The organism is Petrimonas mucosa, assembly GCF_900095795.1.
Taxonomy (GTDB): Bacteria; Bacteroidota; Bacteroidia; order Bacteroidales; family Dysgonomonadaceae; genus Petrimonas; species Petrimonas mucosa.
On sequence record NZ_LT608328.1, the window covers coordinates 3,021,974 to 3,046,858 of the forward strand.

Consider the following 24,885-nt stretch of genomic DNA (forward strand, 5'->3'; position numbering starts at 1 on the left):
AGACATGTCTCATCCTAAAATAGATATCGGCATCTTCGGCCGCCGGAACACCGGCAAAAGCACGCTGGTCAACCTGCTCACGGGACAGGATACCGCAATCGTCTCCGACATTCCCGGAACAACCACCGATCCAGTAAGAAAGTCGGTCGAGATCTTCGGGATCGGCCCTGTCATATTGGTAGATACTGCCGGAGTTGACGATGGAGGCGAGTTGGGGAGAAAGAGGGTTGACAAGTCGCTCGACACCCTTAAACGGGTAGAGTGTGCCGTTTTGCTTATTACCGGAAATCAATTCGGCCAGTATGAGCTGGATCTTATCCATCAATTCAGGAGATTCAATGTCCCCTACCTCATTCTTCACAATAAAAGCGATATTTCCCGGATTGCCACGCTGACAAGAACGGTGATCAAACGACACAGCGATGCGGAGGTTCTCGACTTCAGCGCAAAAGATCCCGGCAATCTGGAGATTATCATCGATGCACTGCGAAAGATTGTCCCCCGGACAAGCCTGCAGCCCGATAGGTTAATCGGCGACCTGGTACGGCCAAAAGCGTTGGTACTGCTCATCACCCCCATCGACAGTGAAGCACCTGAAGGGCGACTGATTCTGCCACAAAACCGGACCATCCGGGACGCATTGGATCACCATTGTATCACGATCGTGATAAGGGAAACCGAGCTGGAGGATTTTATGAGACTGGGCATAGAGCCGGCATTGGTAATTACCGACAGCCAGGCCTTCGGCCATGTTGCCCGACATATACCCGGTCATATCCCGCTGACCAGTTTCAGCATCCTCTTTTCACGCTTGAAAGGTGATTTTCACACCTTCCTGAGGAGCACCCCTCTCCTTTCCGACCTGAAAGAGGGAGATAAAATTCTGATACTGGAGAGTTGCACCCATCAAACCAATTGCGACGATATCGGGCGGGTAAAGATTCCCGGACTGCTGCAACAATTTACAGGGAAAAAACTGTCGTTCACCGTAGTAGGCGGATTATCGGAGATTCCACCTGACGATTACGCCTTCGTCATCCAGTGCGGCGGCTGTATGATCAGCCGCAAACAACTGATAAACAGAATATCTCCATTTATTGAGAAAGGGATTCCGGTAACCAACTACGGAATGGCGCTGGCATACATGAACGGTATTTTCGAACGGGTAACGAAACTATTCCCATGAAACTCCTCAAAGAAGAACTCATCCGGCTGCTTGACGCAGAAGGCGAAGAGGAACACTCCTTGTTCGATTTGGCTGTAAAAGTCAAACTGGGAAATGGAGGCCATACGGTTTACCTGCGTGGACTGATCGAGTTTTCCAACATCTGCAAAAAGAACTGTTACTATTGCGGTATCCGTAAGGATAACAGCAACACCCGCCGTTATTGTCTCTCGCGGAATGAAGCACTGGATGCCATCCGGTTTGCCTATGAAAACGGGTTCGGGTCGGTTGCGATTCAGAGCGGGGAGCAATCCTCAGATAGGTTTGTCAGAGAGATCGACTCTCTCCTGAAAGAGTCGATGCGCATCACCAATGGGGAGATCGGTATCACCCTTTCCTGCGGTGAACAGACCGAAGAGGTCTATCGCCGCTGGTTCGAGAGCGGCGCCAGCCGATACCTGCTCCGGATCGAGACCTCCTCCGAAGCGCTTTACCGTAAAATTCACCCCGCCGACGACAATCACCGTTTTGCTAAACGGCTGGAAGCCCTGGAATCGCTTAAAAAAACAGGTTATCAGACCGGAACGGGTGTCCTGATCGGATTACCGTCCCAAACCAGAGAAGATCTGGCCGATGACCTGCTCTTCATGAAGCAGTTCGATATCGACATGTGCGGGATGGGACCCTATATCTGCCATCCCAAGACCCCGCTCTACCGATACGACCGGGAGCTTCTTCCACTGCAGGAACGGTTCAGGATGACACTCCGGATGATTGCCCTGTTGCGGATATTGATGCCCGACATCAATATCGCCGCCACCACCGCACTGCAATCGATCGAAGCCGGGGGACGAGAAAAGGCGATTCTGGCAGGAGCAAATGTGCTGATGCCCAATATTACGCCACAGCAATACCGTAACGACTATCTCCTCTATCCCAACAAACCGGTTACCCAACTGAGCGACGAGGATAACCTCCGCTTTCTCGAGCAGAGTCTCAATCAGATCGGTCACCAGATCGGCTATCACCAGCAGGGCAATTCCAGCCATTACATAAAAAAACAGTATAAACGACCAAACTGTAGTAGATATTGCCATAATTTCTTATTTTTGCCGGAAGGATGAAGAGAGACTACCGGAACATCACAACAAAATGGCTGTTGTCTGCCCTGTTTATAGCTTATATAGGCAGCATCACCCTTTTCACCCATACTCATGTTATCAACCATGTACGGTATGTACACTCGCATCCATTCAAAAAAAACGAGAAGAGGCAACACACCCACTCCGAGAATCAGCTTTTTCTCCTGGCGCAGTTCTGCCAGACACAACTCACACCTGATGTAGTCTGCGATTTCGATCTGTCGGTCAGACCGACCCTCTTCGTTGATATCTCCATCGATCTCTATGTCGCAGATTATGCCTCAAAGCGATTTACAAACAGCTACCTGCGGGCGCCGCCCGTTGTTTGACGCCATCTTCAGCTTACAGAGAAACCTCTCCCCTTCGTCGCGCCGTCAGAGAGCAGGCAGATTGAATACCCTTCCGGCAGGGAGGCTGTAGCGTGCCAGATTGTATGAAGGCATGGACTGGATGGGAGATTCGATCAATTTGTCAAACAACAAGATATGCAACTCAACAAGATGAAAAAATCAACACCCTTTATCATATCAGCCGTTTTGTGGCTATCGCTTCATCCACTATTCGCCCAGAAAACCGACGCCAATATCTTCGGTGACGTAAAAAGCAACGGAGTTCACATTCCGTTCGTAACCATTGCCCTGAAAGGAACCTCTATCGGGACAACTACCGATAACACCGGGCACTACATGCTCACCAACCTCCCGGTTGGGAAACAGACACTGGTAGCTCAATGCGTGGGTTACAAACCACAGGAAAAGGTGATCGAGATCGAGGCCGGAAAATCTGTCGAGATAAATTTCGAGATAGAAGAAGAGATCATGTACCTCAACGATGTTGTGGTAACCGGAACGCGAACCTTCAAGCGACGGACCGAGACACCTGTCGTTGTAAACATCCTGGACAACAAAAGCCTCAATGCGGTACAGGCATGCAATATCTCCGAGGGGTTGCGGTTTCAGCCGGGACTTCGCGTGGAGACGGATTGTCAGACCTGTAGTTACACGCAGCTCCGAATGAACGGGCTAGGCGGTGGATATTCACAAATACTGATTAACGGGCGACCGGTTTTCAGCCCACTGATCGGTCTATATGGGATGGAACAGATCCCGTCAAATATGGTGGAACGGATCGAAGTGGTGCGTGGCGGCGGATCTGCCCTGTACGGATCTAGCGCCATCGGCGGCACAGTAAACGTAATCACGCAGATTCCCACGAAACCGGGATATGAGGTGAGTCTGACCACCAACAGCATCAACGGCGAGGCGGCAGACAACGTATTGACAGCCAATACAACGATGCTTTCAGCAAATGGAAAGGCGGGTGTGTCGCTGTTTGCCAACCGCAGAGTACGCGATTTTTATGACCACCCGGGCATAACACTCGGGGAGGATGGAAGCATCATCGGCGAAAAGGATAACTTCTCTGAACTTCCCGCACTGGAAAGCAACTCGTTCGGCGGCAACCTGATCTTCACGCCTACGTACAACCAGAAACTGGAGGCCAACTTCACCAGTCTGTATGAATACCGGTACGGCGGCGAGATGACAAAAAAAGAGGCCCATCTGGCGAAACAGTCCGAGGAGAGAACCCACAACATTCTTATGGGTGGTCTCGATTATCAGATCAACTTCAATCACGACAACAGTTCACTTATCAGCTATATGGCTGGTCAGAAGACCAGGCGCAATCATTACACCGGCCTCTATCCGGTGTCAAGTGATTTTGACACGTCCGAAGAGTTTGCCGAAGCGGAACGCAACCATCTTGAAGATCCACCATATGGCTATACCCGTAACTACACTCTGCAGGGCGGCGTTCAACTCAATCACCGCCTGGATTACTTTATAGGTGGAACAAACGTTTTGACCGCAGGTGCGGAATACCTGCTCGACGACATCCAGGATTCGATACCGCACTACCGGTACGGGACCGACCAGACCACAAAGAATGCGGCTCTTTTTCTGCAAAGCGACTGGAAAATCAGCAACACCTTTACGCTGTTGACAGGAATCAGGGGCGACAAACACAACTTTATTGAGCATATCATCCTGAGTCCCAGAGCATCTATACTATACAGGCTGAAAAACTACACGCAGTTCCGATTCACCTGGGGTACAGGATTCCGGGCGCCTCAAGCCTTCGATACAGATATGCATATTGCATTTGCCGGTGGAGGAATCTCCCGAATTTCACTGGCTCCCAATTTGAAAGAGGAACGTTCAAACAGCTTTAGCGGCTCGGTAAATTTCGACAAGGCAACCGAAAACTATATCTACGGCTTCACACTGGAGGGGTTTTACACCAGGCTGAACGATGCATTCCATCTGCAGCCTGTAGGGAAGGATGAGTTTGGCGAACAGTTCGAAAAACAGAATGGCCCCGGGGCAACTGTAAAAGGAGCTACCCTTGAGGTACGGGGCAACTACAGGCAGAAGGTACAATTGGAGTCGGGATTCACCTGGCAAAAGAGTCTTCACTCCGAGGCAGTAGAGAACATCGAGGGGTTGGAGCCAAAACGCGAGTTCCTCCGTACTCCCGACAGGTACGGGTACGCCATTCTATCACTATTTCCGGTAAAGAATCTGAATGTATCCATCAGCACTCTCTATACCGGCAAGATGATATTGGCAAAATTTTCACCCAACACAACACTACAATCCAACGAATACCGTACATCGCCATCGTTTACAGAAATCAGTGCAAAGGTGGGCTATACGTTTGCACTGCCATTTCTGGAGAGCGGACTGGAGCTTTTTGCAGGAGTGAAGAACATCGGCAACTTCTACCAGGACGATTTTGACAACTACCGGAACCGGGACAGCAATTATGTCTGGGGCCCGGGATTACCGCGAACAATCTATATGGGTATAAAGGTGATGGCCCTCTAGGGGGCAGATCACCTCAAACCTTGCAGTGAAGAAACGGGGTGCTGTACCTCACGCTCTCAACTGCTTTGATGCGGCAAGGTTCCGAAAGTCGAATCAAGCAGATCGGGACGCAACCGACGGGTCCGCTCCTGTGCCTGTTCAAGACGCCACTCGGCAATTTTCCGTTCATGTCCCGAGAGCAGGATATCGGGAACACGCCATCCCTTGTACTCCGCAGGACGGGTATAGACGGGCGGAGCCAGCAGATTGTCCTGAAACGAATCGGAAAGGGCAGATTGCTCGTCACCGATTGCACCGGGAATGACCCGGACAACCGCATCGGCAATCATGGCAGCAGCAAGTTCACCGCCGGTCAGTACGAAGTCGCCAATGGAGATCTCCCTGGTCACCAGGTGCTCCCTGACCCGGTAGTCCACTCCCTTGTAGTGACCACAGAGGATTATGAAGTTTTCCTTGAGTGACAGTTCGTTGGCAACCTTTTGGGTAAACTTCTCCCCATCTGGCGTGGTAAAGATCACTTCATCGTAATCACGGAGTGATTTCAGGTGTGTGATGCATCGGTCGATCGGCTCGATCTGCAACACCATGCCGGCCTCCCCGCCGAACGGATAATCATCCACCCGACGATGCTTGTCGAGGGTGTAATCACGGAGGTTATGCAATCCGAACTGAACCAATCCTTTCTCCTGAGCACGCTTTAAGATGGAGCAGTTCAAAGCCCCCTCAATCATTTCAGGCAAGACGGTAATGATATCGATTCTCATGCGGTCTGAAATTTATGTTATGATCCGGTAACTGGTACGCCGGCTCCGGTTCCCTCCTGCGAACCTCCCTGCAGAAGATCCTCGTTGGTGATGGTGCGCTTCACTTTTCTGACCGAAGATTTCAGGTCGCCAAACCGGTAGGTCAGGCTCAGCCGGAATGTACGCATCGGATTCCGGTGGTTCATTTTCTGCTCGAATCCGTCGCCGGTAGTATTTACGTCTATATTGATGTACTTGCTAAAAGGTGCCGTCGCATTGAGGGAGAGATCCAGCTTCTTGTTCAGGAAACTCTTCATCGCGCTGAACGAGTAGAAATAGTAGGCCGACTGGGTAGTCTGCAACTGGATGTTGCTGGAGAAGAGTCCGGCGTTGGCAGTCAACCTCACATCCTTCGGCAGCGTAAATGTCAATCCACTGTAGACCAATCCAGTAAATCCGCTGTTACTGATATTGGCATCTTCCGTACTTTGAATATCGGTATACCCCACCGAACCGTTCAGGTTTATTCTTACAATCGGCATGGGGGTCCAGCTGAGGTATCCGTCCAGTCCCACCGACTGGTTGCGTCCGATATTGTCGTATGTAGTGTGGGTAACCCCCTCCCTGCCATTATACTCATCGATGAATACCCTCGAGGTGATGGCGTTACGGGTAAAAGAGTAGCTCAATGAGGCATTGAAGTTAACCTTCTGCGAGAATGAGCCGAAATTGAGATTGAAATTGTGGGTCTGCTCCGCGTCGAGGTTGGGATTTCCATACTGGATATTGTTGGGATCCGCGTCGTTGATATAGGGGTTCAGATACCAGATGCCCGGACGCGAGATGCGCATGTTGTAGCCCCATCGCAAAGTTCTCGTCATGCCCACCTGGTATGAGAAAGCAGCCGAAGGCACCAGGTCGAAGAAATCGGTATTTACCACCGTATCTACCTTGGAACTCATGAAGTGAATCTTCTGGGCGGTATTTTCACCGCGTAATCCCAGTTTGAAACCGAACTTTCCTGCCTTAAACCCGTAACCGGCATAACCCGACATGATCTGCTGCGTATGGTCGAGATCATTCTTCCGGCTCAGGTCCTCCATCCAGGCATTCCCATTTTCGGGATCGAGGAAGCGGTTGTCGCCACGACTGGAGTTGTCACGGTAGATATATTTCAGGCCCACCTCGATACTCTGTTTGCTGGTCAGCGGATTCACATAATCAACCTGTCCGGTATGCTCTTTTCCACCGGCATCGTTGATGCTCCTCATCCGGTAACCGTCGGAATAGAAATAGTCTTCCACCTCACTGTATTCTGTTTCGTATTTGCTGTCGCCCGGATTCCTCTCGAAGCGGTATGAGATGGTCAACAACTCATCTTTCTTCTTGAATGTCCGCTGATAATCGGTTGTCAGCGTAAACGCCCCGAAATGGTTCGACGAGTTATTGTTCAGCAGGTAGGAGTAGTTTCTCGCTCCTCGGGAGAGGGTACCCTGTTCCGAGTCGGTATGAAACCGTCCGTCGAACTGGCCGACAGAGACATTGAAGAGATTAAGGGTATCCGGCTCATAACTGAGCTGCATATTGTATAAGAGTCCACCGCCATAATTGTTGGTGCGTCCCTCCTGAATAAGTTGATTTACAGGATTAGGAGCAATATCCTCCCTGGTGAATGTCGTTTCGGCTTCGGGTCTGTCGTGGTAGAAATAGGCTCCATTTCCTGTAAGTCCGAACTTGCCATATTTCAGCGAGAGATAGGCGTTGCCACCATACCCGCCAAAAGTATTCCCATTGGCTCCTGCGGAGCCCGAATAACCCTCGTCCACCCTTTTATCGGTGATGATATTGATGATTCCGCCTACACCTTCGGCATCGTAACGTGCTCCCGGGTCGGTGATTACCTCTACATCCTTTATGCTGTTCGCCGGCATGCTTTTCAGCACTTGCGACGGATTGTTCGAGATCATGTTCGACGGTTTACCGTTCAGGTAGATCTTAAAACTTGAGGAGCCTTTCAGTTGGATATTATCTTCCCCGTCGACTGTCACCAGGGGCACCTTCCTTAAGAGGTCCAGGACGCTCGATGTGGATGATTCGGGGTCATCCTTTGCACTGTAGGTAAGCTTATCGATCTCCACCTTAACCAGGGGACGCTGGGCTGTCACTCTGATTTCGGCCAGTTCGGTAGAACTCTCCAACATCTCAATTTGTCCAATATTAACCAGAGATTCACCATCCTTAATCTCCACGTTGCGGTTAATGATGTTCATTCCTACAAAATGAAATGTAAAGATATAGTCCCCGGCTTTCAGCGTAGTGGAGAAAATTCCGCTCTCGTCGGTAGCAAATTTTCTGATGGCCTGATCAGGAATCGTTTTTGAGGCAACCGAAACTGTGGCATAAGGAAGCGGCTGTTTGTCGCTAGCGCTGACCAGTTTGCCTTTCACGGTGACATCCTCCGCATAAACCACAAACGTGGCAAGCAGGAGAATCAAGGATAGTAGTGTCTCTTTCATAAGTGTAAATTCAAATTTAAGCAAAAGTAGTCAAATAATTCAACAGGCTAAGCAAAGAGGTCACCCTGTTACGAAAATTTAGTAATAGCAAGCTCCCCGAGCACCCTATTTTGCATTTTTAAACATTAGTGCAGTTTCCTCGATTAGAGGTAACACCATTTTAATCGACCGGACTGCTAAAAAGATTTTTTTGTCTACTTTTGCAACTGGATTTCCACCCCAAACAAAGATATTATGCTCAATATTTTCCTTGTCATACTATCTGGCGTCGCCACAGGATATGCCGTCAGAAAGGTCCCGTTCGTCAAGCATGCCGGCAGTGTCATCACCCTTGTCATCGCCCTTCTGTTATTCTTTATGGGCGTGTCGGTCGGCACAAACGACCAGGTGCTGGCAACCTTCAGCACCATCGGCATCGAAGCATTGATCATCACGATTGGGGGTACTTCAGGGACCCTGCTTTGTGCCTGGCTGCTCTATTCAACGTTGTTCAAAAAAGGGGGTGAGAAATCATGAAGCAATCGCTCATCTATCTTCTTTTATTTGCGGCGGGCGTCATTCTGGCCCTCACCGGGCAACTCCCCGATGCATTACTCAACGACGACATCTCAAAATGGATCCTCTACGGGCTCCTCTTCCTTGTCGGCATACAGATCGGCAGCGGCAAGAAGATACTCCTTGCAGTCAAGCGGTTCGGACCCGCAATTGCGTTGATACCCCTTGCCACCACCGTGGGAACATTTGCAGGCGCGGGAGTGTCAAGCCTGCTCCTGCCGGGCAGGAGCCTGATCGACTGCCTCTGCGTAGGTGCCGGGTTTGCCTACTACTCGCTCTCGAGCATCCTTATCTCGGAGTTCCGCGGGGCTGAACTGGGAACAGTTGCCTTGCTGGCAAATATCATGCGTGAGTTTATCGTGCTGCTCCTTGCGCCCTGGATGGTAAGACATTTCGGGAAACTTGCCCCCATATGTGCCGGCGGTGCTACCACCATGGATACCACCCTCCCCATAATCACCAGGTATTCGGGATCCGACTATGTGGTTGTGGCACTCTTTCACGGGATGGTCATCGATTTTTCCGTACCTTTGTGGATAAGTTTTTTTCTATCGCTCTAATCTACAAGAAAATAATGAAATCTTTTTTCATCTCTATACTGCTGTTTTACCTAACGGCCAACATCTACGCCGCGATACGGATATATCAGCTTGTTCCCCCGGCAATATGGATCAGGACCACCGTCATGGCAATCTATCTCCTCGGGTTTGCCAGCCTGCTCATATTTTTCCGTTTTGGCGAGTCGATGCCTGTGTGGAGTGCCGGTCTCTTCTACCGGTTTGGCACATCATGGATGATCGCATTGCTCTATATCTGCCTGCTCCTCATTTTGGTCGACCTCCTCCGGATCGTCAATCATTTCACCCATATTGTCGACAAGGAGAGAGTTGCGGCAATGTTGTACCACAATGGAACCACTGCCGCTATTGGCCTGGGAATAATCGTATTGACACTGATTTACGGCAATTGGCAATACCACAACAAAAAACGCTCGCACCTCACCATCAAGAGCGGAAAAATTGAAAAACCGGTACGGATAGTCGGTATCAGCGATCTGCATCTGGGATACACCATCTCCGTAAAGGAGCTGCACAAGTGGGTAGAGATGATCAATGCCGAAGAGCCCGACATCGTCATTATCGGAGGCGATCTGATCGACAACCAGTTACGTCCTGTCACCCGGCAGTCGCTCGACAGGGAATTGAGGAGGATCCATGCACCATTGGGAATCTATGCATGTACCGGCAATCACGAGTATATATCCGGAATCAGGAACTGTATCGATTTTTACAACCGGTCGGGCATCACACTGCTGCGAGATACCATACTGCAGAAAAACGGGCTGACAATCATCGGGAGGGAAGATCACTCCCGGAAAAACCGCAAGCCGCTATCAGAACTGACAACCCATTGGGACAAGTCGACCTTCTCGATCCTGCTCAACCACCAACCCTATGATCTGGAGGAAGCTGTACGCGAAGGGATAGATTTTCAATTCTCCGGCCACACCCATAGGGGACAGGTCTTCCCTGCCTCCCTGCTGACCGACAGGATTTTTGAACTTTCTCAGGGGTATCTCCGGAAAGGGGATACCCATTTCTACGTCTCCTCGGGCCTGGGTATCTGGGGCGGAAAGTTCCGTATCGGTACCCGGTCGGAATACCTTGTACTGGATCTGATCAATTAACTGTCGATAGAATCATGCGCTCACTTGTCGTTGCACTTATCATCCATCTCACGCTCAACCCGCTGATATTTCTGAAGGGTTGGTATCTTTTCAAGAGACGAAGAGTGCTCCAAAGATGCTGGACGGTCATCTTCATCTCGGAACTGCTGTTGTATGTTGTCGGATTTCTGTTCCGGCATCATCTCCCCCATGAGATCATCCATCCCATCAGCATCATGGGTACTAGCTGGATGCTTTTTCTGCTTTACCTTGGCGGGTTGGTATTGATAGGCGATCTTGTCTACCTGCTACTGGGCCGGAATATTGCCCGTCCCAGGGAGCTGTTGAATCAGCCGCAAAAGATTAAGGTCGGCCTATTTCTCGCCTCCATTGTGGTGGTGGTACTAGCATTATCCTACGGCAGTTACCGGTTCCACCATCCGGTGGTGAAGCAGCTGAGTATGGAGATAGGCAAACGGTCCGGAAGAATGGATTCGGTGAAGATAGCAGTGGTTGGTGACCTGCACCTGGGATACCTGATCGACCGGAACGACGCGCGAAGAATGGTGGAGCTGATCATGGCGCAGCAACCCGATCTGATCCTTTTTGTGGGAGATATCCTCGATTCGCGGATCGAACCGGTCGAACAACAACGGATGGACGAGGAGCTTCGGCGTCTTGACGCTCCTTTGGGCATATATTCCTGTACCGGCAACCACGAATACCGCTACGAAGGCGAACGGAAAATCGGATGGCTGAACGATGCGGGAATAACCATGCTCCGTGATTCGGCTGTACTGGTTGACAGCTCTTTCTATGTCGTAGGACGTGAAGATCTGGTGATTCCCGACCGGCAGTCGTTAGTCGGTCTGCTGGATCGACAGGAGGTCGACCGGAGCCTGCCGCTTATTGTACTGAACCATACCCCCAACAACCTGGATGAGGAGGTTGATGCGGGAGCCGACATTGCGTTATATGGCCACACGCATCAGGGACAAGCTTTTCCGGGAAATCTGGCAACTCGCATGGCCTTTGAGGTGGCCTACGGATATCTGAAGAAAGGCAACACGCACATCTATGTCACCTCGGGGCTGGGACTGGCGGGCCCGCAATTCAGGATAGGCACCGTGTCGGAAGTGGTGGTGTTACATGTGAAGTTTAGGGCGGAATAGGCCTCTGCGATTCTACAGGAACGGGACCACCTTTTCCAGCTGGACCGAGTGAGAACCTTTGAGCAGAATGTAGTGTCCGGTAATGGGATGCTGTTTCAGCTCCTCGATCAACAGGTCCACCCGCTCAAAGGGGAGCATCTTGTCCGAGACGCAGTCTGCAGCCTCTCCTCCGGTAAATACCGATCCCACAAGGTATATCTTGTCGAAAGATTGCCGGCGAAGGTAGTCCAACATTTTCCGGTGTTCCTCTCCGGAAATGGGCCCCAACTCTTTCATCTCTCCCAGAATGACACTCTTCGGCAGATCCGTACTGATCTTCGAGAAGAAGTCGAGCATCGCCTTCATGCTCGTAGGATTGGCATTGTAGGCATCGATGATGAGATCGTTGTGCCGGGTACGTTCAAACTGCGAACGGTTGTTTTTGGGCTCATAAGCCTCAAGCGCATGGCTGATCAGCTCGGCATTGATCCCAAAATACTTTCCTATGGCGGCTGCGGCCAACGCATTGTCGAGGTTGTAGGCACCCACCAGATGGGTTCTTACCCTGTGCGGATGTTCGAAAAAGTTCCAGTCGAAGTGCAGAAAAGGGGTTTCTGTCGATAAGGTACCCGAGACGAAAAGGGTGGGATCGTCGCGCCCGTAGAGGATCCGGTCCATGCCTTCCGACTTTTCTCTCAAGATTGGATTGTCCTTGTTCACAAACACCTTACCTTCGTGGGCACGGATGAAATCGTACAATTCACATTTGGTTCTGATCACATTCTCGAGCGACCCGAAACCTTCGATATGGGCTGTCCCGATGTTCGTGATCAGTCCGAAATTGGGCTCGGCAATCTCACACAGCTCGCCTATTTCACCGGGATGGTTGGCCCCCATCTCGATCACACCGATCTCGTGCGACCGGTTGATCGAGAGCAAGGTGAGCGGAACGCCGATGTGGTTGTTGTAGTTTCCCTGGGTGAAGGCCACCTTGAACTCCTTGGAGAGGATGGCTGCCACCAGCTCCTTCGTGGTAGTCTTACCGTTTGTGCCGGTAATTCCCACAATGGTTATCTTTAGCTTTTTACGGTGGAAATTGGCCAACTTTTGCAACGTTTCCAGTACATTTTCCACCACAATCACACGCGGGTCTTCCGGTCTGTTTTTATCCCACTCATCCACAACGGCGTAGGCACAACCTCTTTCAAGTGCACTTTCGGCAAAAAGGTTGCCGTTAAAACGTTCACCTTTGAGCGCAAAGAAGATGGAACCTTTGGGACAGACACGCGAATCGGTAGTAACTACCGGATGTTCTTCATAAATTTTGTATAACGCGGAAATCTCCATGCCGTATCATCCTTAATCTCACAATTTCTTAGCCGTCGCCTTGGGCAGCGCATCCTTGTGCATTACGATGCTGGTGGTCTTGTAACGGACAAAAGCCTCGGAAGCATACCAGACTCCGTTGTAAGGTCCGGTCTCTCCCCATGAATTTTTTACCAGATAGAATTTGTTGCCGTTCTGATCCTTGGCAATACCGTAGATATGCATGCCATGATCATCGGTTGTCTGATAGTTATCATAAGCTAGCTGACGCATCTCCTGAGTGATGGTCTTCTCTTTAAGAACTTCTGATCCTACCTTTCCAGCGATCGACGAGCGCCTTTCGCGTTCCGACAAACCCAACCATTTTGCCTGATCGGTCCCCGCATTCTCCACGGCATTTTCATCGGGAACTATGGCGATACCCTGACGCGAAAATCCTCCCTCGCTCACGTCCGAGGCCCAGGCTACGGTATAGCCGTTCATCAGGGCATGATCGATGGCTGCCATCATTTCGTCCAGCGGAAGGTTGAAGGAGTTGGCCCAGCGCCAGTTATCGGGCACTTCAAGTGGGAAATAGGTATAGAACGGCTGGTGTGAAAACGAGGTTATCGAGATATAATCGTTCTGATCCAATTCAAGGAACTCCTTGAAAGATTGGGGAGTATACGTTTTGCCATTGTAAGTGAACGAGTCGGGCTTTGCACCCAGATAAGCATCGAGGATACCGTTAAAACCTCTCTTCCAAACTGTTGAAACAGAATTATTCCCGATGATCCCCTTCATGTAACCACTCAGTACCTTGTCCATTTCACCATGGTCGTGGCGTTCAGCGCCATCGAGCAAACCGGTGTAAACTTCATCGGGAACCACACCATACTGGTCGAGCGTTTCAATCACATCGGCGAACGATCCACCTGGAGCAAAATTGAGGTTTCCGTGTGTCCGGACATACTTCTCGGCTTTATCTTCGTAGTTTCTCCTGACAATATACATCTCCGACAGGTCGAATGTACCTTTTCCTTTTCTCAACAGCTCAGACTCCAGAAAACTTACTCCCGAGAAACTCCAGCATGTACCTGAACTGGCCTGATTCTTTACGGAAGTTACAGGGTTCTCCTTAACTACAGTGAATGTGTAGGCAGATTGTTGGGAAAAGAGTGAAATGGAGACAAAAAAAACTACAACAAGTAAAGTTAACTTATGCATACGACAATATTTTAGGTGTTATATTTGTACAAAGTTAACTCAAAAAGGGAGACAGAACTTTATTTTTGAGGCAATAAATAGCTAAAAAAGCAAAAAAAAACGTACCTTTGGCAATGATATTGAAAAATGAATCTATGAATGATCTTCAGCCCAAAAGGAGAAAAAGTAAAAAATGGCTCGGCAGGTTTGCAGGAGTGGTGCTGATTGCACTCGCCGCATTTGTTTACGTGCGCTATTACTACGTTTTCGGCACCGGCGTAAAATCTGGCGAGCTAAACTACCTGGTATATAAGGGTGTGATTTTCAAAACATACGAGGGAAAACTCATCCAGACCGGGTTTAGGGCCGACAAACCGGGAGGGCTTCAGTCCAATCAGTTCGATTTTTCGGTTGAAGACAAGGAGATAGCCGAAAAGCTGATGCTCTCGAGCGGAAAAAATGTCCAGCTGCACTACAGGGAGTATTTTGCGCCCCTACCTTGGCGCGGCTACACGAAGTTTATCGTAGACAGCATCATCACTATCGAGGAGCCTCGCCAGGATCTCCACCAGGAGATCGCGCCGCATGTTCTGGAGACATTGTGATTGGAGTTACTGACCCCCCTTTGATGGTCGGTAAAGGGTTGGCAATGTTATATGCGACGGATGAGAAAAGTGAAGCGAGAAAAATAATGGCAAAAAGGAAGTTCTACGTAGTCTGGCAGGGCATCAGGCCCGGCGTCTATTCGTCATGGGACGACTGCAAGGCGCAGGTATCGGGTGTTGAAAATGCCAGGTATAAATCTTTTGAAACGCGGGAAGAGGCGGAGGCCGCCTTTAACGATAATCCCTGGAAACACCTGGGGAAGACGGGAACCAAACCCAGGAAACCACCCCTTACAAAGGCGACATATATTCTGGAAAGCATTGCAGTGGATGCCGCCTGTAGCGGGAATCCCGGATTGATGGAGTACCGGGGGGTCTTCGTGGCCGACGGTATGGAGATCTTTCATGTCGGCCCCTTGAAAGAGGGTACCAACAACATCGGGGAGTTCTTGGCTATCGTCCATGCACTCGCCTTGTTGAAACAGAAGAAGAGCAAGCTGCCGATCTATTCCGACAGTGTGAACGCCATCAAGTGGGTAGCCAACAAAAAATGCAATACCAAATTAACCCCGACACCAGAGAATCAACCGATTTTCGACCTGATCGCCAGAGCAGAAAAGTGGCTGTCGGAAAACAGTTACGAAAACCCTATCATCAAATGGGAAACCGATAGCTGGGGGGAAATCCCAGCCGACTTCGGACGGAAATAGGAAATAGAGGGGATGAGAAGAGCGAGGCCGGATCAATCATCCACCTCCTCATCCTCCTCAGGATCAAAAGGCTTGGGAGCCTTCAGTGTAGGAAAGATACGGTGGATGTTTTGAGCTATCTTCGCTGCGAACTCTTCAATTTCCATGTTTACAGCCTGTGCAGCCTGCGCATAGACGTCCCGGATATCCATAACATCCTCGTCAGTTTCACAGAAAAGGTTTTCGATTGGAATCAACTCCATCGACTCCACATTGATATCGTCCCCTACCGAGAAGAAGAAACCTTTTCGTACCAGCTGCCTGGTCAACTCCGGCTTCCCCCGGTATCCATGCAGGATCCACGGTTGAACAGGACTGGTCTCTTCACGTACACGCATCAACTCCTCCCATGCTTTCACGCAGTGGATGATCAACGGCTTGCCCAATTTCTCCGACAAGAGGATATGTTCTTTAAAGACAGGAATCTGAACATCAAAGGAGGGGCCCTTCAATTTATCCAGTCCAGTTTCGCCAATGGCAACGATACGTGGATCTCCGACAATCTCTTTCAGGTAGGTCATCTGATTTTCACTCTCTTCGGAATACCAGGGATGGATTCCGCAGGAAAAGGCATGGCGGTCGTTTGTCTCTTTGGCTACTTCAAACTCAAGGGGGTAGACATCTAGGATACACGAGTGATACGGATCATCGGTATCCTCTAACAGAATCTGGTGGGTGTGAACGTCGTATAGTTCCATATAAATTGTTTACTCCGCTTTCGGTTTGTCTTGCTGTTTTTCTGGTCCCGGTTCAGGAACAGGATCATAACCCGACCCGCCCCATGGATTACAACTTAAAATGCGTTTTACAGACAATAACGAACCTTTGAAAGGTCCGTGCTTTTGAAGTGCCTCTATGGCGTATTGCGAACAGGTGGGCGTATACCGGCAACTGGGCGGCAAGAGCGGCGAGATCGCTTGCCGGTAAAAATGTACAGGTGCAAGTAGCAGGCAGGTCAGTACCCTTCTAATGATCTTTAGCATTTTGCTCTTTCAGCCTTTAACTTACTTGATATTTCCCGGAGTGACTTGCAGATACTTCGTTCCACCTTGTCATAACCGGAAAGTTCATCCTTAATATAGATAAACGCAATATCGACACGTCGGTTATCAGGCAGCAGATCTGACGGGATCAGCTCCTTGTTTATCCGGTAAGCCTCCCTGACCAGCCTTTTCATCCTGTTACGTGCCGTTGCCCGCCTCAACCTCTTCTTGGGTATACTTACCAGTACCGAAACAGGTCCGGAAACAGCACACTCATAGTCGTAAAAGACAACCTTGAACGGATAGACAAGAAAAGAGGCACCGTGGGCAAAAAGGGCTGAAATCCTTTTATTGCCAGTTACACGCTCCTCCTTTTTGAACGTAAAACGTTGTCTTTCAACCATAGATAAGAGCATTTCCTCCGAAAGCAATTACAGTTGCAAAGATAGTTGTTTTTTGCAATTGAACATATTGCCCGGGAAATAAAAAAACAGAATTTTCAATCCGTGGCAAATCAGTCCACGCTCTTTTTCTGATTCTCTTTCAGGAAGGCATCGAGAGCCATACTCATCGAGGGATACTCCGGTGTAGGAGCTTCACAATCGAGTCTGAGACCTTCGTCGACGATAGCCTTTGCCGTAGTCGACCCGAAGCAGCCGATAGCAATGTCGCCCTGCTTGAAATCGGGGAAGTTCTTCAACAAAGATTGCACACCGATAGGGCTGAAGAAGATGATCATATCGGCATCCAGAACTTCACCTTCACCATAATCATTACTTACGGTACGGTACATTACACTTGGAGTATACTTCAACTTCTTCGAAGCGAGATAGTTCAACACCTCTTCGTTATGTTCTTCCGGAACCGGGACAAGCAGATTCTCCTTCGAATGCTTGGTAAAGGCGGCATTCAGCCCTTCAATCTTCCCGGTTTGACTGAAGAATATTTTTCTCTTTCTGTAAACGATATATTTCTGCAGGTAGAGCGCAACTGTTTCCGATATGCAAAAATATTTCATCGACTCGGGCATGGAGATCTTCAACTCCTCACAAAGCGAGAAGAAATGATCTACTGCCGTGCGTGAAGTCATCACAATTCCTGTAAAATCGAGTATATTTATGCGCTGGTGACGGAACTCCTTCAAGGAGACCCGTTCTACTTTTATGAAAGGTCTGAACTGAAATTCTACGTGATACTTCTCTCCCAGTTCATAATAAGGAGACTTTCCGTTACTTGGTTGAGGTTGTGATATAAGGACTTTTTTAACTCTGCGTACAGCCATAACGTATTAATTGCCTGCTATATTAACTAAAAAAAATACACCCTTGTAAATCAGAAAAAAAGGGACAATTTCGATGGCACAAAGGTACAAAAAATAATTAAGCAAACCCACGTTGTTTTTAGCAAAAACATTTAACAGATTCCAGAAAACCACGCACATTATAATAAAAAAGATAATAATCAGTAAAAACAGGACCACCTTTGAAAACTCGGGAACAAACACAAAAAACATCGCCGGTACAAACATCAAGACCCCCAGCAGTTCAACAATCCTGAAATATTTCCCTGTCCACTCGCCAAGACGCCATTCAATAAAAATATAATCGATCAATCTGTACACCAGATATTTGATCGCGAGAAAGAGCAAAATACCTAAAAATGTAGCCAGAAACAACAGCATCATCTCCATGAGTGACAAGCCGGATATCCCTTTATCCCAAAAGAAGGTGAACGACACGATGGTCAATATCAGCACCGTCTGGAATATCAAAAAGAATTCGCTCCAAAGGGCAGTCGCGGTGATCTCCTCCTTAAAGATCGTCCGGTTTCTCACGCCCCCCGAAAAGATATTCCTGAAATTTGCAGCCAGAGTGGGCCCCTCCCGGTTAAACCAAAATGCAGCAACGACAAAACAGAGGGTAAAGAGGAGGGAGAAAACACTCTGGATGGTTGGAGAAAAAGGGAGGAGTGTCCCCGAGAAACCCTCTGCCAACTGGCCGGGTTGCCCCACCCCGGCAGGGATAGCAACATCGAAAAAAAGACGGCTACTGTCGGTCGGGATATATTCAAACGAGGAGAACCCGATCCGGATCGAATCGGATAGGTGTAGCACCGTATCTTTCAGCACATGCAAAGAGACGGTATCTATCGCTATGTCGGGAATTGTATCTGGCACACCTTGGAAATTTCTGCAAAATTACAACTCTTTTTTCTCATATTTTGTAAACGCAGGATTCCAGATCTCGGCCTGTTGCAGATAATCTACCACCCTGTCCGGTGAATCGATTACCTTCCACATGTTGCAGTAGTTCTGGTGCACGAATCTCTCCCTGACCATCCTGTCGATCATCGCCAGCAACGGATCATAATATCCGTTGGTATTGAGGATGACGATGGGATTTTTGTAAAGTCCCAGCTGTTTCCAGGTGAGGATTTCGGCCAACTCCTCCAGTGTACCCAATCCGCCTGGAAGTGCAATGGCGGCATCGGACTGACTGGCCATCAACAATTTGCGCTCGTGCATCGACTCAGTAATGATCAGTTCGGATAACCGGGAATGGCACCAGCCCGAATCGACCATGAACTGCGGGATGATTCCCCTTGCCCGTCCACCATTTTCCAGCACACTGTCGTTCACGGCCCCCATCAGCCCCTGTTTCCCTCCGCCGGTAATACAGGTGATCTGATGCTGCGCCAGACTCTTTCCCAACTGCCGGGCCGCATCGAAGTAACACCCTTCGATATTCGCGCTGGAGGCACAATAGACCACTACCTCCCGGACTCTTTTTCCAGACTGACTCTGTTCCATACCTTCTCTATTGGCAAATGTTGGGCTGATGCCCCGATTATAGACCAAACGCTTTCCTGACCGCCTCTACAAAATCGAGTTTTTCCCAGGTAAAGAGTTCTACCTCCTTGATAACCGGTTCCGGCATATAGCGGGATTCAAACCTCTTCACAACCTTCTCCGGCTGACGCCCCATATGTCCGTAGGAGGCGGTTTCCAGATAGATCGGGTTGCGAAGTTTCAGCCGCTCCTCAATCGCCTTGGGACGCATGTCGAACAGGGATTCCACCTTTTTGGCAATCTCCGCATCCGACATATTCACCTTGCTTTTCCCATAGGTATTCACATAGATATTCATCGGCTGCGCCACGCCAATGGCGTACGAGACCTGAATCAACACTTCGGAGGCGACTCCGGCAGCTACCAGGTTTTTGGCGATATGACGTGCCGCATAAGCTGCCGACCGGTCGACTTTCGAAGGATCTTTTCCTGAGAAGGCTCCACCGCCATGCGACGCTTTTCCACCATAGGTATCCACGATAATCTTGCGCCCAGTCAGCCCGGTATCGCCGTGCGGTCCGCCGATCACGAACTTTCCGGTGGGGTTGACGTGATATTTGATCTTGTCGTCAAAAAGCTTGTGGATATCACGCATATTTTTGTATTTCTCGCGAACGCGCGGGATCAGGATCCTCTTCACGTCATGGGCGATCTGAGACTGCATGGCCGCATCGGCCCTCAAGCTTGCCTCTTTTGTGTCCGTTTCGGGATAAATAAACTCGTCGTGCTGGGTGGAGACCACAATGGTATCGATCCGCACCGGAGTCCCGTCGGGCGAATACTCAATGGTAACCTGCGACTTTGCATCGGGGCGGAGATAGGGCATCAGCTCCGGTTCATACTTCCGGATATGTGCCAGTTCACGCAGCAAGGCGTGACTCAGGTCGAGCGCCAACGGCATGTAGTTCTCCGTTTCGGCAGTGGCATAACCGAACATCATCCCCTGATCGCCGGCACCCTGATCCATCGGGTTCTCCTTGCCGTCAACCCCACGGTTGATGTCGTCTGACTGTTCATGGATACTGGAGAAAACGCCGCACGATTTTGCTTCAAACTGATATTCACTCTTGGTATAGCCAATGTTGGCAATCACACGTCGGGCCACTTCGGCCACATCCACATAGGTTTTTGATTTCACTTCTCCGGCAAGGACAACCTGTCCGGTCGTCACCAAAGTTTCGCAAGCTACTTTCGAGTCAGGGTCATACGCCAGAAACTCGTCCAGCAAAGCATCCGATATCTGATCGGCTACTTTATCGGGGTGTCCTTCCGACACCGATTCGGAGGTAAAGAAATAGTTCATTTTAAAAAAATTGACAGAATCAAGTCCAACGGGCAAAGAAGAGAAAACCTACACCATGAACTTTCGATTCTGGTTTTGTGATTAATAAAGCTGTTTATAAACTGTGATGGAAAATCTAAACTGGCGGTTGTGCACGAAGGAAAAATGCGGGGAAACATACAAGACATTTTTAGCATTTTTTTCTGTGGTTGCAAGCAGTTCAAATCTGTCCACACGATTGTTTTCAGGCGCAAAGATAGAAAATAATTGGCAAATAGTATCTTGCTAAAGGTTAAAATTACAATGCCACCCCCATCTTTTCCAACTCATCTTTCAGGATCACTCCTGGTGAATAGTGGATGGTCTTGAAGCCCAGCATCACCGCGGTAGCTATGTTCTGGGCGTTATCATCGATAAAGAGCGTCTCTTCGGGATTCAGGCCGAACCGCTCCAACAGGACTCGGTACAACCGCGGATCGGGTTTAATGATCTTCTCTTCGCCCGAAACAACCATTCCTGTCAGGTAATTGAAAAAATCGTACCGTTTCACGGCAAGGGGGAGCGTCTCGGCCGACCAGTTGGTCAGTCCGAATATGGAGTATCTCTCGCTCAAGGCGCTTACCAGCCGGGTATTCTCTACAATCTCACCTCCCAGCATCTCTTCCCAGCGGCCGTAATACATGGCAATCTCATCCCTGTATTCAGGAAACTCCTGCTCTTTCTCGGCAGTTGCAACTGCAACCGGACGCCCGGCATCCTGCAGCACATTCCACGAATAGGGACAGATGTTGTTCAGGAAATACTCCATCTCGGTCCGCTCTTTAAATACTTTGCCATAAAGATACTCAGGATTCCAGTCGATCAGCACTCCGCCGAAATCGAAAACGATGTTTCTCAGTTGTTTCATTTTTCTCGCTCTGGTTACAATAAAGTGCAAAAATAGCCTTTTCCCTCATATGAAACGGTGCCTGCAACTCCTAATTTTTCGGAGAATTCGTTAAAGTGGCGGGTCCCATACGGTTCGTCAAAGATATTTTTCTATTTTTGCAAGCGTGAAAAGTGAACTTATTCAAAAATAAAGAAGGGAAAGGATGCATAAGAGAACCGCACTGCTGATACTTATTGGCGTCCTGATGGCCTCCTGCGGAGTGAGAAAAACAACGGCACCGCCCGACAAGAAAATTACCGGTATCGGTCAGGATATCATCAATTTCGGAATGAGATACCTGAACAAACCTTACCGGCCTGCCGGAAAAGGGCCGCACGCTTTCGACTGCTCCGGCTTCACCTCATTTGTTTTCAGGGAATTCGGCTATAGGCTGAGCTCCAGTTCTGCGGGACAAGATCGGCAGCTGCCCAGTATCATGCAGCGGGAGCACCTGCAGGTTGGTGATCTGGTCTTCTTTGAGGGACGTGCACACAACGGCCAGGTAGGGCACGTGGGCATCGTGAAGGAGCTGCTTCCTAACGGCGAGTTCCGGTTCCTGCATGCATCAACAGCCAGCGGAGTGATCGTCTCCCACTCTGCCGAACCCTATTACGCATCGCGTTACCTGCGTGGCGGCAGGGTCCTGAAAGAGAACAATGCACTGGTCGCTGCAAAGAGAATCCCCAAGGAGAAGACAAAAGAAGAGAAGAGGATAGATAAACGGAAAAACGGATTCAATCCAGCCAAGGCCAATGAACAGGTCCTGATTGAGGCCCCCAAAGCAAAAGCGGATAAAAGTCAGATTCTCGATCAGCCAGTAAGGGAGAAACAGACGCTTGCAGTCCACACGCGCCCCTTATCTCAACCGGAATCCGGTCCCACCCCAAAGAATCCTGAAAGAGAAGGGAGAATTCCACCAACAATCAAGACAATCATATTGCCAGATACCATATCGGTACCGGAACCCGCCGAATCAAATCTCTCAGCCGACGGTTCTTCATTACAGCACCTGGTTGAACCGGGTGAAACTTTATACTCCATTTCGCGGAAATATGAGTGTACAGTGGCACAGTTGAAGGAATGGAACCCCCATTTGGGAGCGGTGTTGAGGAGAGGAGAAAAACTTCTCATCCGGCCATGAACTTCGCAAAATGCCGGGTATCCGCAAAAGTGATATTTTGAATGGTGACTATTTTTGTCTATTTTTGCACCCTGAAAAGCGAAACATAAGTCCAACTCAACCATTCATTTCAAATAAAAACATGATAACAGCAGACCAACTTAAAAGTGTGTTGGAGCGCGAGCAGGCGCTGAGGGGGTATCTTTGACATCGATGCAAAGATCATCCGCCTCGAAGAAGAAGAACTGAAAACCCAGGCTCCCGATTTCTGGAACGACAACAAGGCTGCCGAAGCCCAGATGAAAATCGTGCGGGAGTTGAAAGGCTGGATCAGCGCCTACGACAAGGTGAAGTCGGCAACTGAAGAGCTGCAACTGGCATTCGATTTTTTAAAGGAGGGAATTGTCAGTGAAGAGGAGGTAGATGCCAACTATGCACGGGCTATCGAGCTGATTGAGAACCTTGAACTGAAAAACATGCTCCGCCGAGAAGAGGATCAGCTGGGAGCAGTATTGAAGATCAACGCCGGAGCAGGTGGTACCGAGAGCCAGGACTGGGCCTCGATGCTCTTCCGTATGTATCAGCGCTGGTGTGAAAGCAAGGGTTACAAGACCACCGTCACCAACTGGCAGGATGGCGACGATGCCGGCATTAAAACGGCAACCCTGCAGGTGGAAGGTGATCTGGCCTACGGTTTTCTGAAAAGCGAGAATGGTGTGCACCGGCTGGTAAGGGTCTCCCCCTACAACGCGCAGGGTAAGCGAATGACCTCATTCGCCTCTGTATTTGTGGTACCCCTGGTCGACGACAGCATCGAGATCGAAGTAAATCCGGCCAACATCTCATGGGATACTTTCCGTTCATCGGGAGCAGGCGGACAGAATGTAAACAAGGTAGAAACCGGCGTACGGCTGCACTACATGTACAAGGATCCCGATACGGGCGAGGAGCAGGAGATTGTTATCGAGAACACCGAGAGCCGTTCGCAGATGGGAAACCGTGAGAATGCCATGCGTTTGTTGAGATCGCAGCTCTATGAGATAGAGCTCGAAAAACGACGGGCGGCACAGGCCCAGATCGAAGCAGGTAAAAAGAAAATCGAATGGGGTTCACAGATTCGCAGCTACGTTTTCGACGACAGGCGGGTAAAAGACCACCGCACCAACTATCAAACCTCTGACGTCAACGGCGTGATGGACGGTGATCTGGATGCCTTCATCAAAGCCTACCTTATGGAATTCGGGGATAAAGCTTAATTGGCAATTCCTCTTCGATCGATAACCCGAAAAGGGCGAAATCATATTTGACAGGATCCAGGGGATCCAGCCGCCGAAGATTTTCGGTCAGTTCAACGGCAGCTCTCCAATCGGTTTGCTGCCGGCTGATCAGCCCTAGCCTTCGGGCAGTCCTTTCTACGTGCAGATCGATGGGACAGATCAGTGCTGAGGGATCAATCTGCTTCCACAACCCGAAATCGACCCCCTTTTCATCGCATCGTACCATCCAGCGGAGAAACATGTTGAGCCGCTTGCAGGTAGAGTTCCTCGCTGGAGATGCCACATGTTTGCGGGTACGTACAGGTGCATGAGGAGCATCGAAAAAGTATTGCTGGAAGTAGATCAGCGAACGTTCCATATCTGTAAACCGGTTTTCCGGAACAAAGGCACTCTCCAGACTCTCGTGTTGCCGGTAGTGCCTTTGCAGAAAATCTACAAAATAGAGCAGATCGGTGTCGTTGAAGGTTCGGTGTCTGAATCCCATCAACTGCTTCAAGTCTGTTCCGGAGTGGTTCATAACAAATTCATACGGCTTACCATCAAATCTCCGAGCCAGTTCCAGCGATTTCTGAATGATGGTCTTCCGTTGTCCCCAGGCAAATATCGCAGCAAAGAAGCCCATTATCTCAATCTCCTGCTTCAGCGTGAACTGGTGCGGCACAAAGATCGGGTCGTTCTCGATGAACGATATCCGGTTGTACTGATCCGCCTTCCGGTCGAGAAAATCTTTCAGCTCCTGTTGTAAAAGAACCATGT

The 24,885-nt window shown here is 49.5% G+C and carries 25 protein-coding genes; 12 read left to right on the forward strand and 13 right to left on the reverse strand.

Annotation, left to right across the window (positions count from 1 at the left end):
• Nucleotides 1-4 precede the first annotated feature (4 nt).
• The 4 genes from hydF (at nucleotide 5) to ING2E5A_RS12030 (ending at nucleotide 5,195) form a co-directional block, all read left to right on the forward strand.
• Nucleotides 5-1,186 carry a [FeFe] hydrogenase H-cluster maturation GTPase HydF gene (gene hydF, locus ING2E5A_RS12015; protein WP_071137604.1) on the forward strand — a complete coding sequence of 394 codons (1,182 nt, stop codon included), beginning with the start codon at nucleotides 5-7 and terminating at the stop codon, nucleotides 1,184-1,186.
• Nucleotides 1,183-2,289, forward strand: coding sequence for a [FeFe] hydrogenase H-cluster radical SAM maturase HydE (gene hydE / locus ING2E5A_RS12020; protein ID WP_071137605.1), 1,107 nt, complete (start codon nucleotides 1,183-1,185; stop codon nucleotides 2,287-2,289). The genes hydF and hydE overlap by 4 nt, the downstream gene beginning before the upstream one ends.
• Nucleotides 2,286-2,636 carry a hypothetical protein gene (locus tag ING2E5A_RS12025; protein ID WP_071137606.1) on the forward strand — a complete coding sequence of 117 codons (351 nt, stop codon included), beginning with the start codon at nucleotides 2,286-2,288 and terminating at the stop codon, nucleotides 2,634-2,636. Before hydE ends, ING2E5A_RS12025 begins: the two co-directional genes overlap by 4 nt.
• A 171-nt stretch (nucleotides 2,637-2,807) precedes the next feature.
• Nucleotides 2,808-5,195 carry a TonB-dependent receptor gene (locus tag ING2E5A_RS12030; RefSeq protein ID WP_071138352.1) on the forward strand — a complete coding sequence of 796 codons (2,388 nt, stop codon included), beginning with the start codon at nucleotides 2,808-2,810 and terminating at the stop codon, nucleotides 5,193-5,195.
• 56 nt (nucleotides 5,196-5,251) lie between these two features.
• On the opposite strand, the gene trmD is transcribed toward ING2E5A_RS12030, so the two are convergent.
• A complete protein-coding gene (gene trmD, locus ING2E5A_RS12035) occupies nucleotides 5,252-5,959 on the reverse strand; it encodes a tRNA (guanosine(37)-N1)-methyltransferase TrmD (RefSeq protein WP_071137607.1) in 708 nt (235 codons plus the stop codon).
• A 17-nt stretch (nucleotides 5,960-5,976) separates the two neighbouring features.
• A complete protein-coding gene (locus ING2E5A_RS12040) occupies nucleotides 5,977-8,454 on the reverse strand; it encodes a TonB-dependent receptor domain-containing protein (protein ID WP_071137608.1) in 2,478 nt (825 codons plus the stop codon).
• Nucleotides 8,455-8,688: 234 nt separating this feature from the next.
• On the opposite strand from ING2E5A_RS12040, the gene ING2E5A_RS12045 reads away from it, so the two are divergent.
• Genes ING2E5A_RS12045 through ING2E5A_RS12060 form a run of 4 tightly spaced genes read left to right on the forward strand, consistent with a single transcriptional unit; the run spans nucleotide 8,689 to nucleotide 11,847 of the window.
• Nucleotides 8,689-8,970 (forward strand): LysO family transporter, encoded by a 282-nt coding sequence (locus tag ING2E5A_RS12045; protein ID WP_071137609.1) that lies wholly within the window; start codon nucleotides 8,689-8,691, stop codon nucleotides 8,968-8,970.
• Nucleotides 8,967-9,569 (forward strand): lysine exporter LysO family protein, encoded by a 603-nt coding sequence (locus tag ING2E5A_RS12050; protein ID WP_071137610.1) that lies wholly within the window; start codon nucleotides 8,967-8,969, stop codon nucleotides 9,567-9,569. The genes ING2E5A_RS12045 and ING2E5A_RS12050 overlap by 4 nt, the downstream gene beginning before the upstream one ends.
• 14 nt (nucleotides 9,570-9,583) lie before the next feature.
• Complete coding sequence (locus ING2E5A_RS12055) at nucleotides 9,584-10,696, forward strand: metallophosphoesterase (RefSeq protein ID WP_071137611.1); 1,113 nt, start codon at nucleotides 9,584-9,586, stop codon at nucleotides 10,694-10,696.
• 14 nt (nucleotides 10,697-10,710) lie between these two features.
• A complete protein-coding gene (locus ING2E5A_RS12060; RefSeq protein ID WP_071137612.1) occupies nucleotides 10,711-11,847 on the forward strand; it encodes a metallophosphoesterase in 1,137 nt (378 codons plus the stop codon).
• Nucleotides 11,848-11,859: 12 nt separating this feature from the next.
• Here the strand turns inward: ING2E5A_RS12060 and ING2E5A_RS12065 are convergent, their stop codons facing one another.
• Both ING2E5A_RS12065 and ING2E5A_RS12070 read right to left on the reverse strand, forming a co-directional pair.
• Complete coding sequence (locus ING2E5A_RS12065) at nucleotides 11,860-13,173, reverse strand: UDP-N-acetylmuramoyl-tripeptide--D-alanyl-D-alanine ligase (RefSeq protein WP_071137613.1); 1,314 nt, start codon at nucleotides 13,171-13,173, stop codon at nucleotides 11,860-11,862.
• 18 nt (nucleotides 13,174-13,191) lie between these two features.
• Nucleotides 13,192-14,358 (reverse strand): C1 family peptidase, encoded by a 1,167-nt coding sequence (locus ING2E5A_RS12070; protein WP_071137614.1) that lies wholly within the window; start codon nucleotides 14,356-14,358, stop codon nucleotides 13,192-13,194.
• Between the two features lie 134 nt (nucleotides 14,359-14,492).
• Between ING2E5A_RS12070 and ING2E5A_RS12075 the strand changes: the two genes are divergently transcribed.
• Nucleotides 14,493-14,942 (forward strand): hypothetical protein, encoded by a 450-nt coding sequence (locus ING2E5A_RS12075; protein ID WP_071137615.1) that lies wholly within the window; start codon nucleotides 14,493-14,495, stop codon nucleotides 14,940-14,942.
• Between the two features lie 86 nt (nucleotides 14,943-15,028).
• Nucleotides 15,029-15,652 carry a ribonuclease H1 domain-containing protein gene (locus tag ING2E5A_RS12080; RefSeq protein ID WP_071138353.1) on the forward strand — a complete coding sequence of 208 codons (624 nt, stop codon included), beginning with the start codon at nucleotides 15,029-15,031 and terminating at the stop codon, nucleotides 15,650-15,652.
• 32 nt (nucleotides 15,653-15,684) lie between these two features.
• On the opposite strand, the gene ING2E5A_RS12085 is transcribed toward ING2E5A_RS12080, so the two are convergent.
• From ING2E5A_RS12085 to ING2E5A_RS12115, 8 genes are all read right to left on the reverse strand, one after another.
• Nucleotides 15,685-16,389: a TatD family hydrolase gene (locus tag ING2E5A_RS12085; protein ID WP_071137616.1), complete on the reverse strand. Its 705-nt coding sequence runs from the start codon at nucleotides 16,387-16,389 to the stop codon at nucleotides 15,685-15,687.
• A gap of 9 nt (nucleotides 16,390-16,398) precedes the next feature.
• Nucleotides 16,399-16,674, reverse strand: a complete 276-nt coding sequence (yidD, locus tag ING2E5A_RS15105) for a membrane protein insertion efficiency factor YidD (protein ID WP_092032565.1) — start codon at nucleotides 16,672-16,674, stop codon at nucleotides 16,399-16,401.
• Nucleotides 16,668-17,078: a ribonuclease P protein component gene (locus ING2E5A_RS12090; RefSeq protein WP_071137617.1), complete on the reverse strand. Its 411-nt coding sequence runs from the start codon at nucleotides 17,076-17,078 to the stop codon at nucleotides 16,668-16,670. The genes yidD and ING2E5A_RS12090 overlap by 7 nt, the downstream gene beginning before the upstream one ends.
• A 110-nt stretch (nucleotides 17,079-17,188) precedes the next feature.
• The gene (locus ING2E5A_RS12095) at nucleotides 17,189-17,956 is read right to left on the reverse strand and encodes a uroporphyrinogen-III synthase (protein WP_071137618.1); all 768 of its coding nucleotides are present in this window, start codon (nucleotides 17,954-17,956) and stop codon (nucleotides 17,189-17,191) included.
• A 6-nt stretch (nucleotides 17,957-17,962) separates the two neighbouring features.
• Entirely contained in the window at nucleotides 17,963-18,850 is an 888-nt protein-coding gene (locus ING2E5A_RS12100) for a DUF4271 domain-containing protein (protein WP_083373332.1), read from the reverse strand.
• Nucleotides 18,851-18,871: 21 nt separating this feature from the next.
• On the reverse strand, nucleotides 18,872-19,483 hold the full coding sequence (locus ING2E5A_RS12105; RefSeq protein WP_071137620.1) for an LOG family protein: 612 nt from the start codon (nucleotides 19,481-19,483) through the stop codon (nucleotides 18,872-18,874).
• 37 nt (nucleotides 19,484-19,520) lie between these two features.
• A complete protein-coding gene (metK, locus tag ING2E5A_RS12110; RefSeq protein ID WP_071137621.1) occupies nucleotides 19,521-20,825 on the reverse strand; it encodes a methionine adenosyltransferase in 1,305 nt (434 codons plus the stop codon).
• 277 nt (nucleotides 20,826-21,102) lie between these two features.
• The gene (locus tag ING2E5A_RS12115) at nucleotides 21,103-21,711 is read right to left on the reverse strand and encodes an HAD family hydrolase (protein WP_071137622.1); all 609 of its coding nucleotides are present in this window, start codon (nucleotides 21,709-21,711) and stop codon (nucleotides 21,103-21,105) included.
• A 184-nt stretch (nucleotides 21,712-21,895) separates the two neighbouring features.
• On the opposite strand from ING2E5A_RS12115, the gene ING2E5A_RS15530 reads away from it, so the two are divergent.
• Both ING2E5A_RS15530 and prfB read left to right on the forward strand, forming a co-directional pair.
• Nucleotides 21,896-22,873, forward strand: a complete 978-nt coding sequence (locus ING2E5A_RS15530; protein WP_071137623.1) for a C40 family peptidase — start codon at nucleotides 21,896-21,898, stop codon at nucleotides 22,871-22,873.
• A gap of 121 nt (nucleotides 22,874-22,994) precedes the next feature.
• A protein-coding gene (gene prfB / locus ING2E5A_RS12125) for a peptide chain release factor 2 (RefSeq protein ID WP_143102491.1) occupies nucleotides 22,995-24,108 on the forward strand; the annotation gives its coding sequence in 2 pieces (ribosomal slippage) (nucleotides 22,995-23,057 and nucleotides 23,059-24,108; 1,113 coding nt in all).
• Here prfB and ING2E5A_RS12130 read toward each other — a convergent pair.
• On the reverse strand, nucleotides 24,083-24,883 hold the full coding sequence (locus ING2E5A_RS12130) for a TIGR02757 family protein (protein ID WP_092032577.1): 801 nt from the start codon (nucleotides 24,881-24,883) through the stop codon (nucleotides 24,083-24,085). The genes prfB and ING2E5A_RS12130 overlap by 26 nt on opposite strands.
• Nucleotides 24,884-24,885 lie beyond the last annotated feature (2 nt).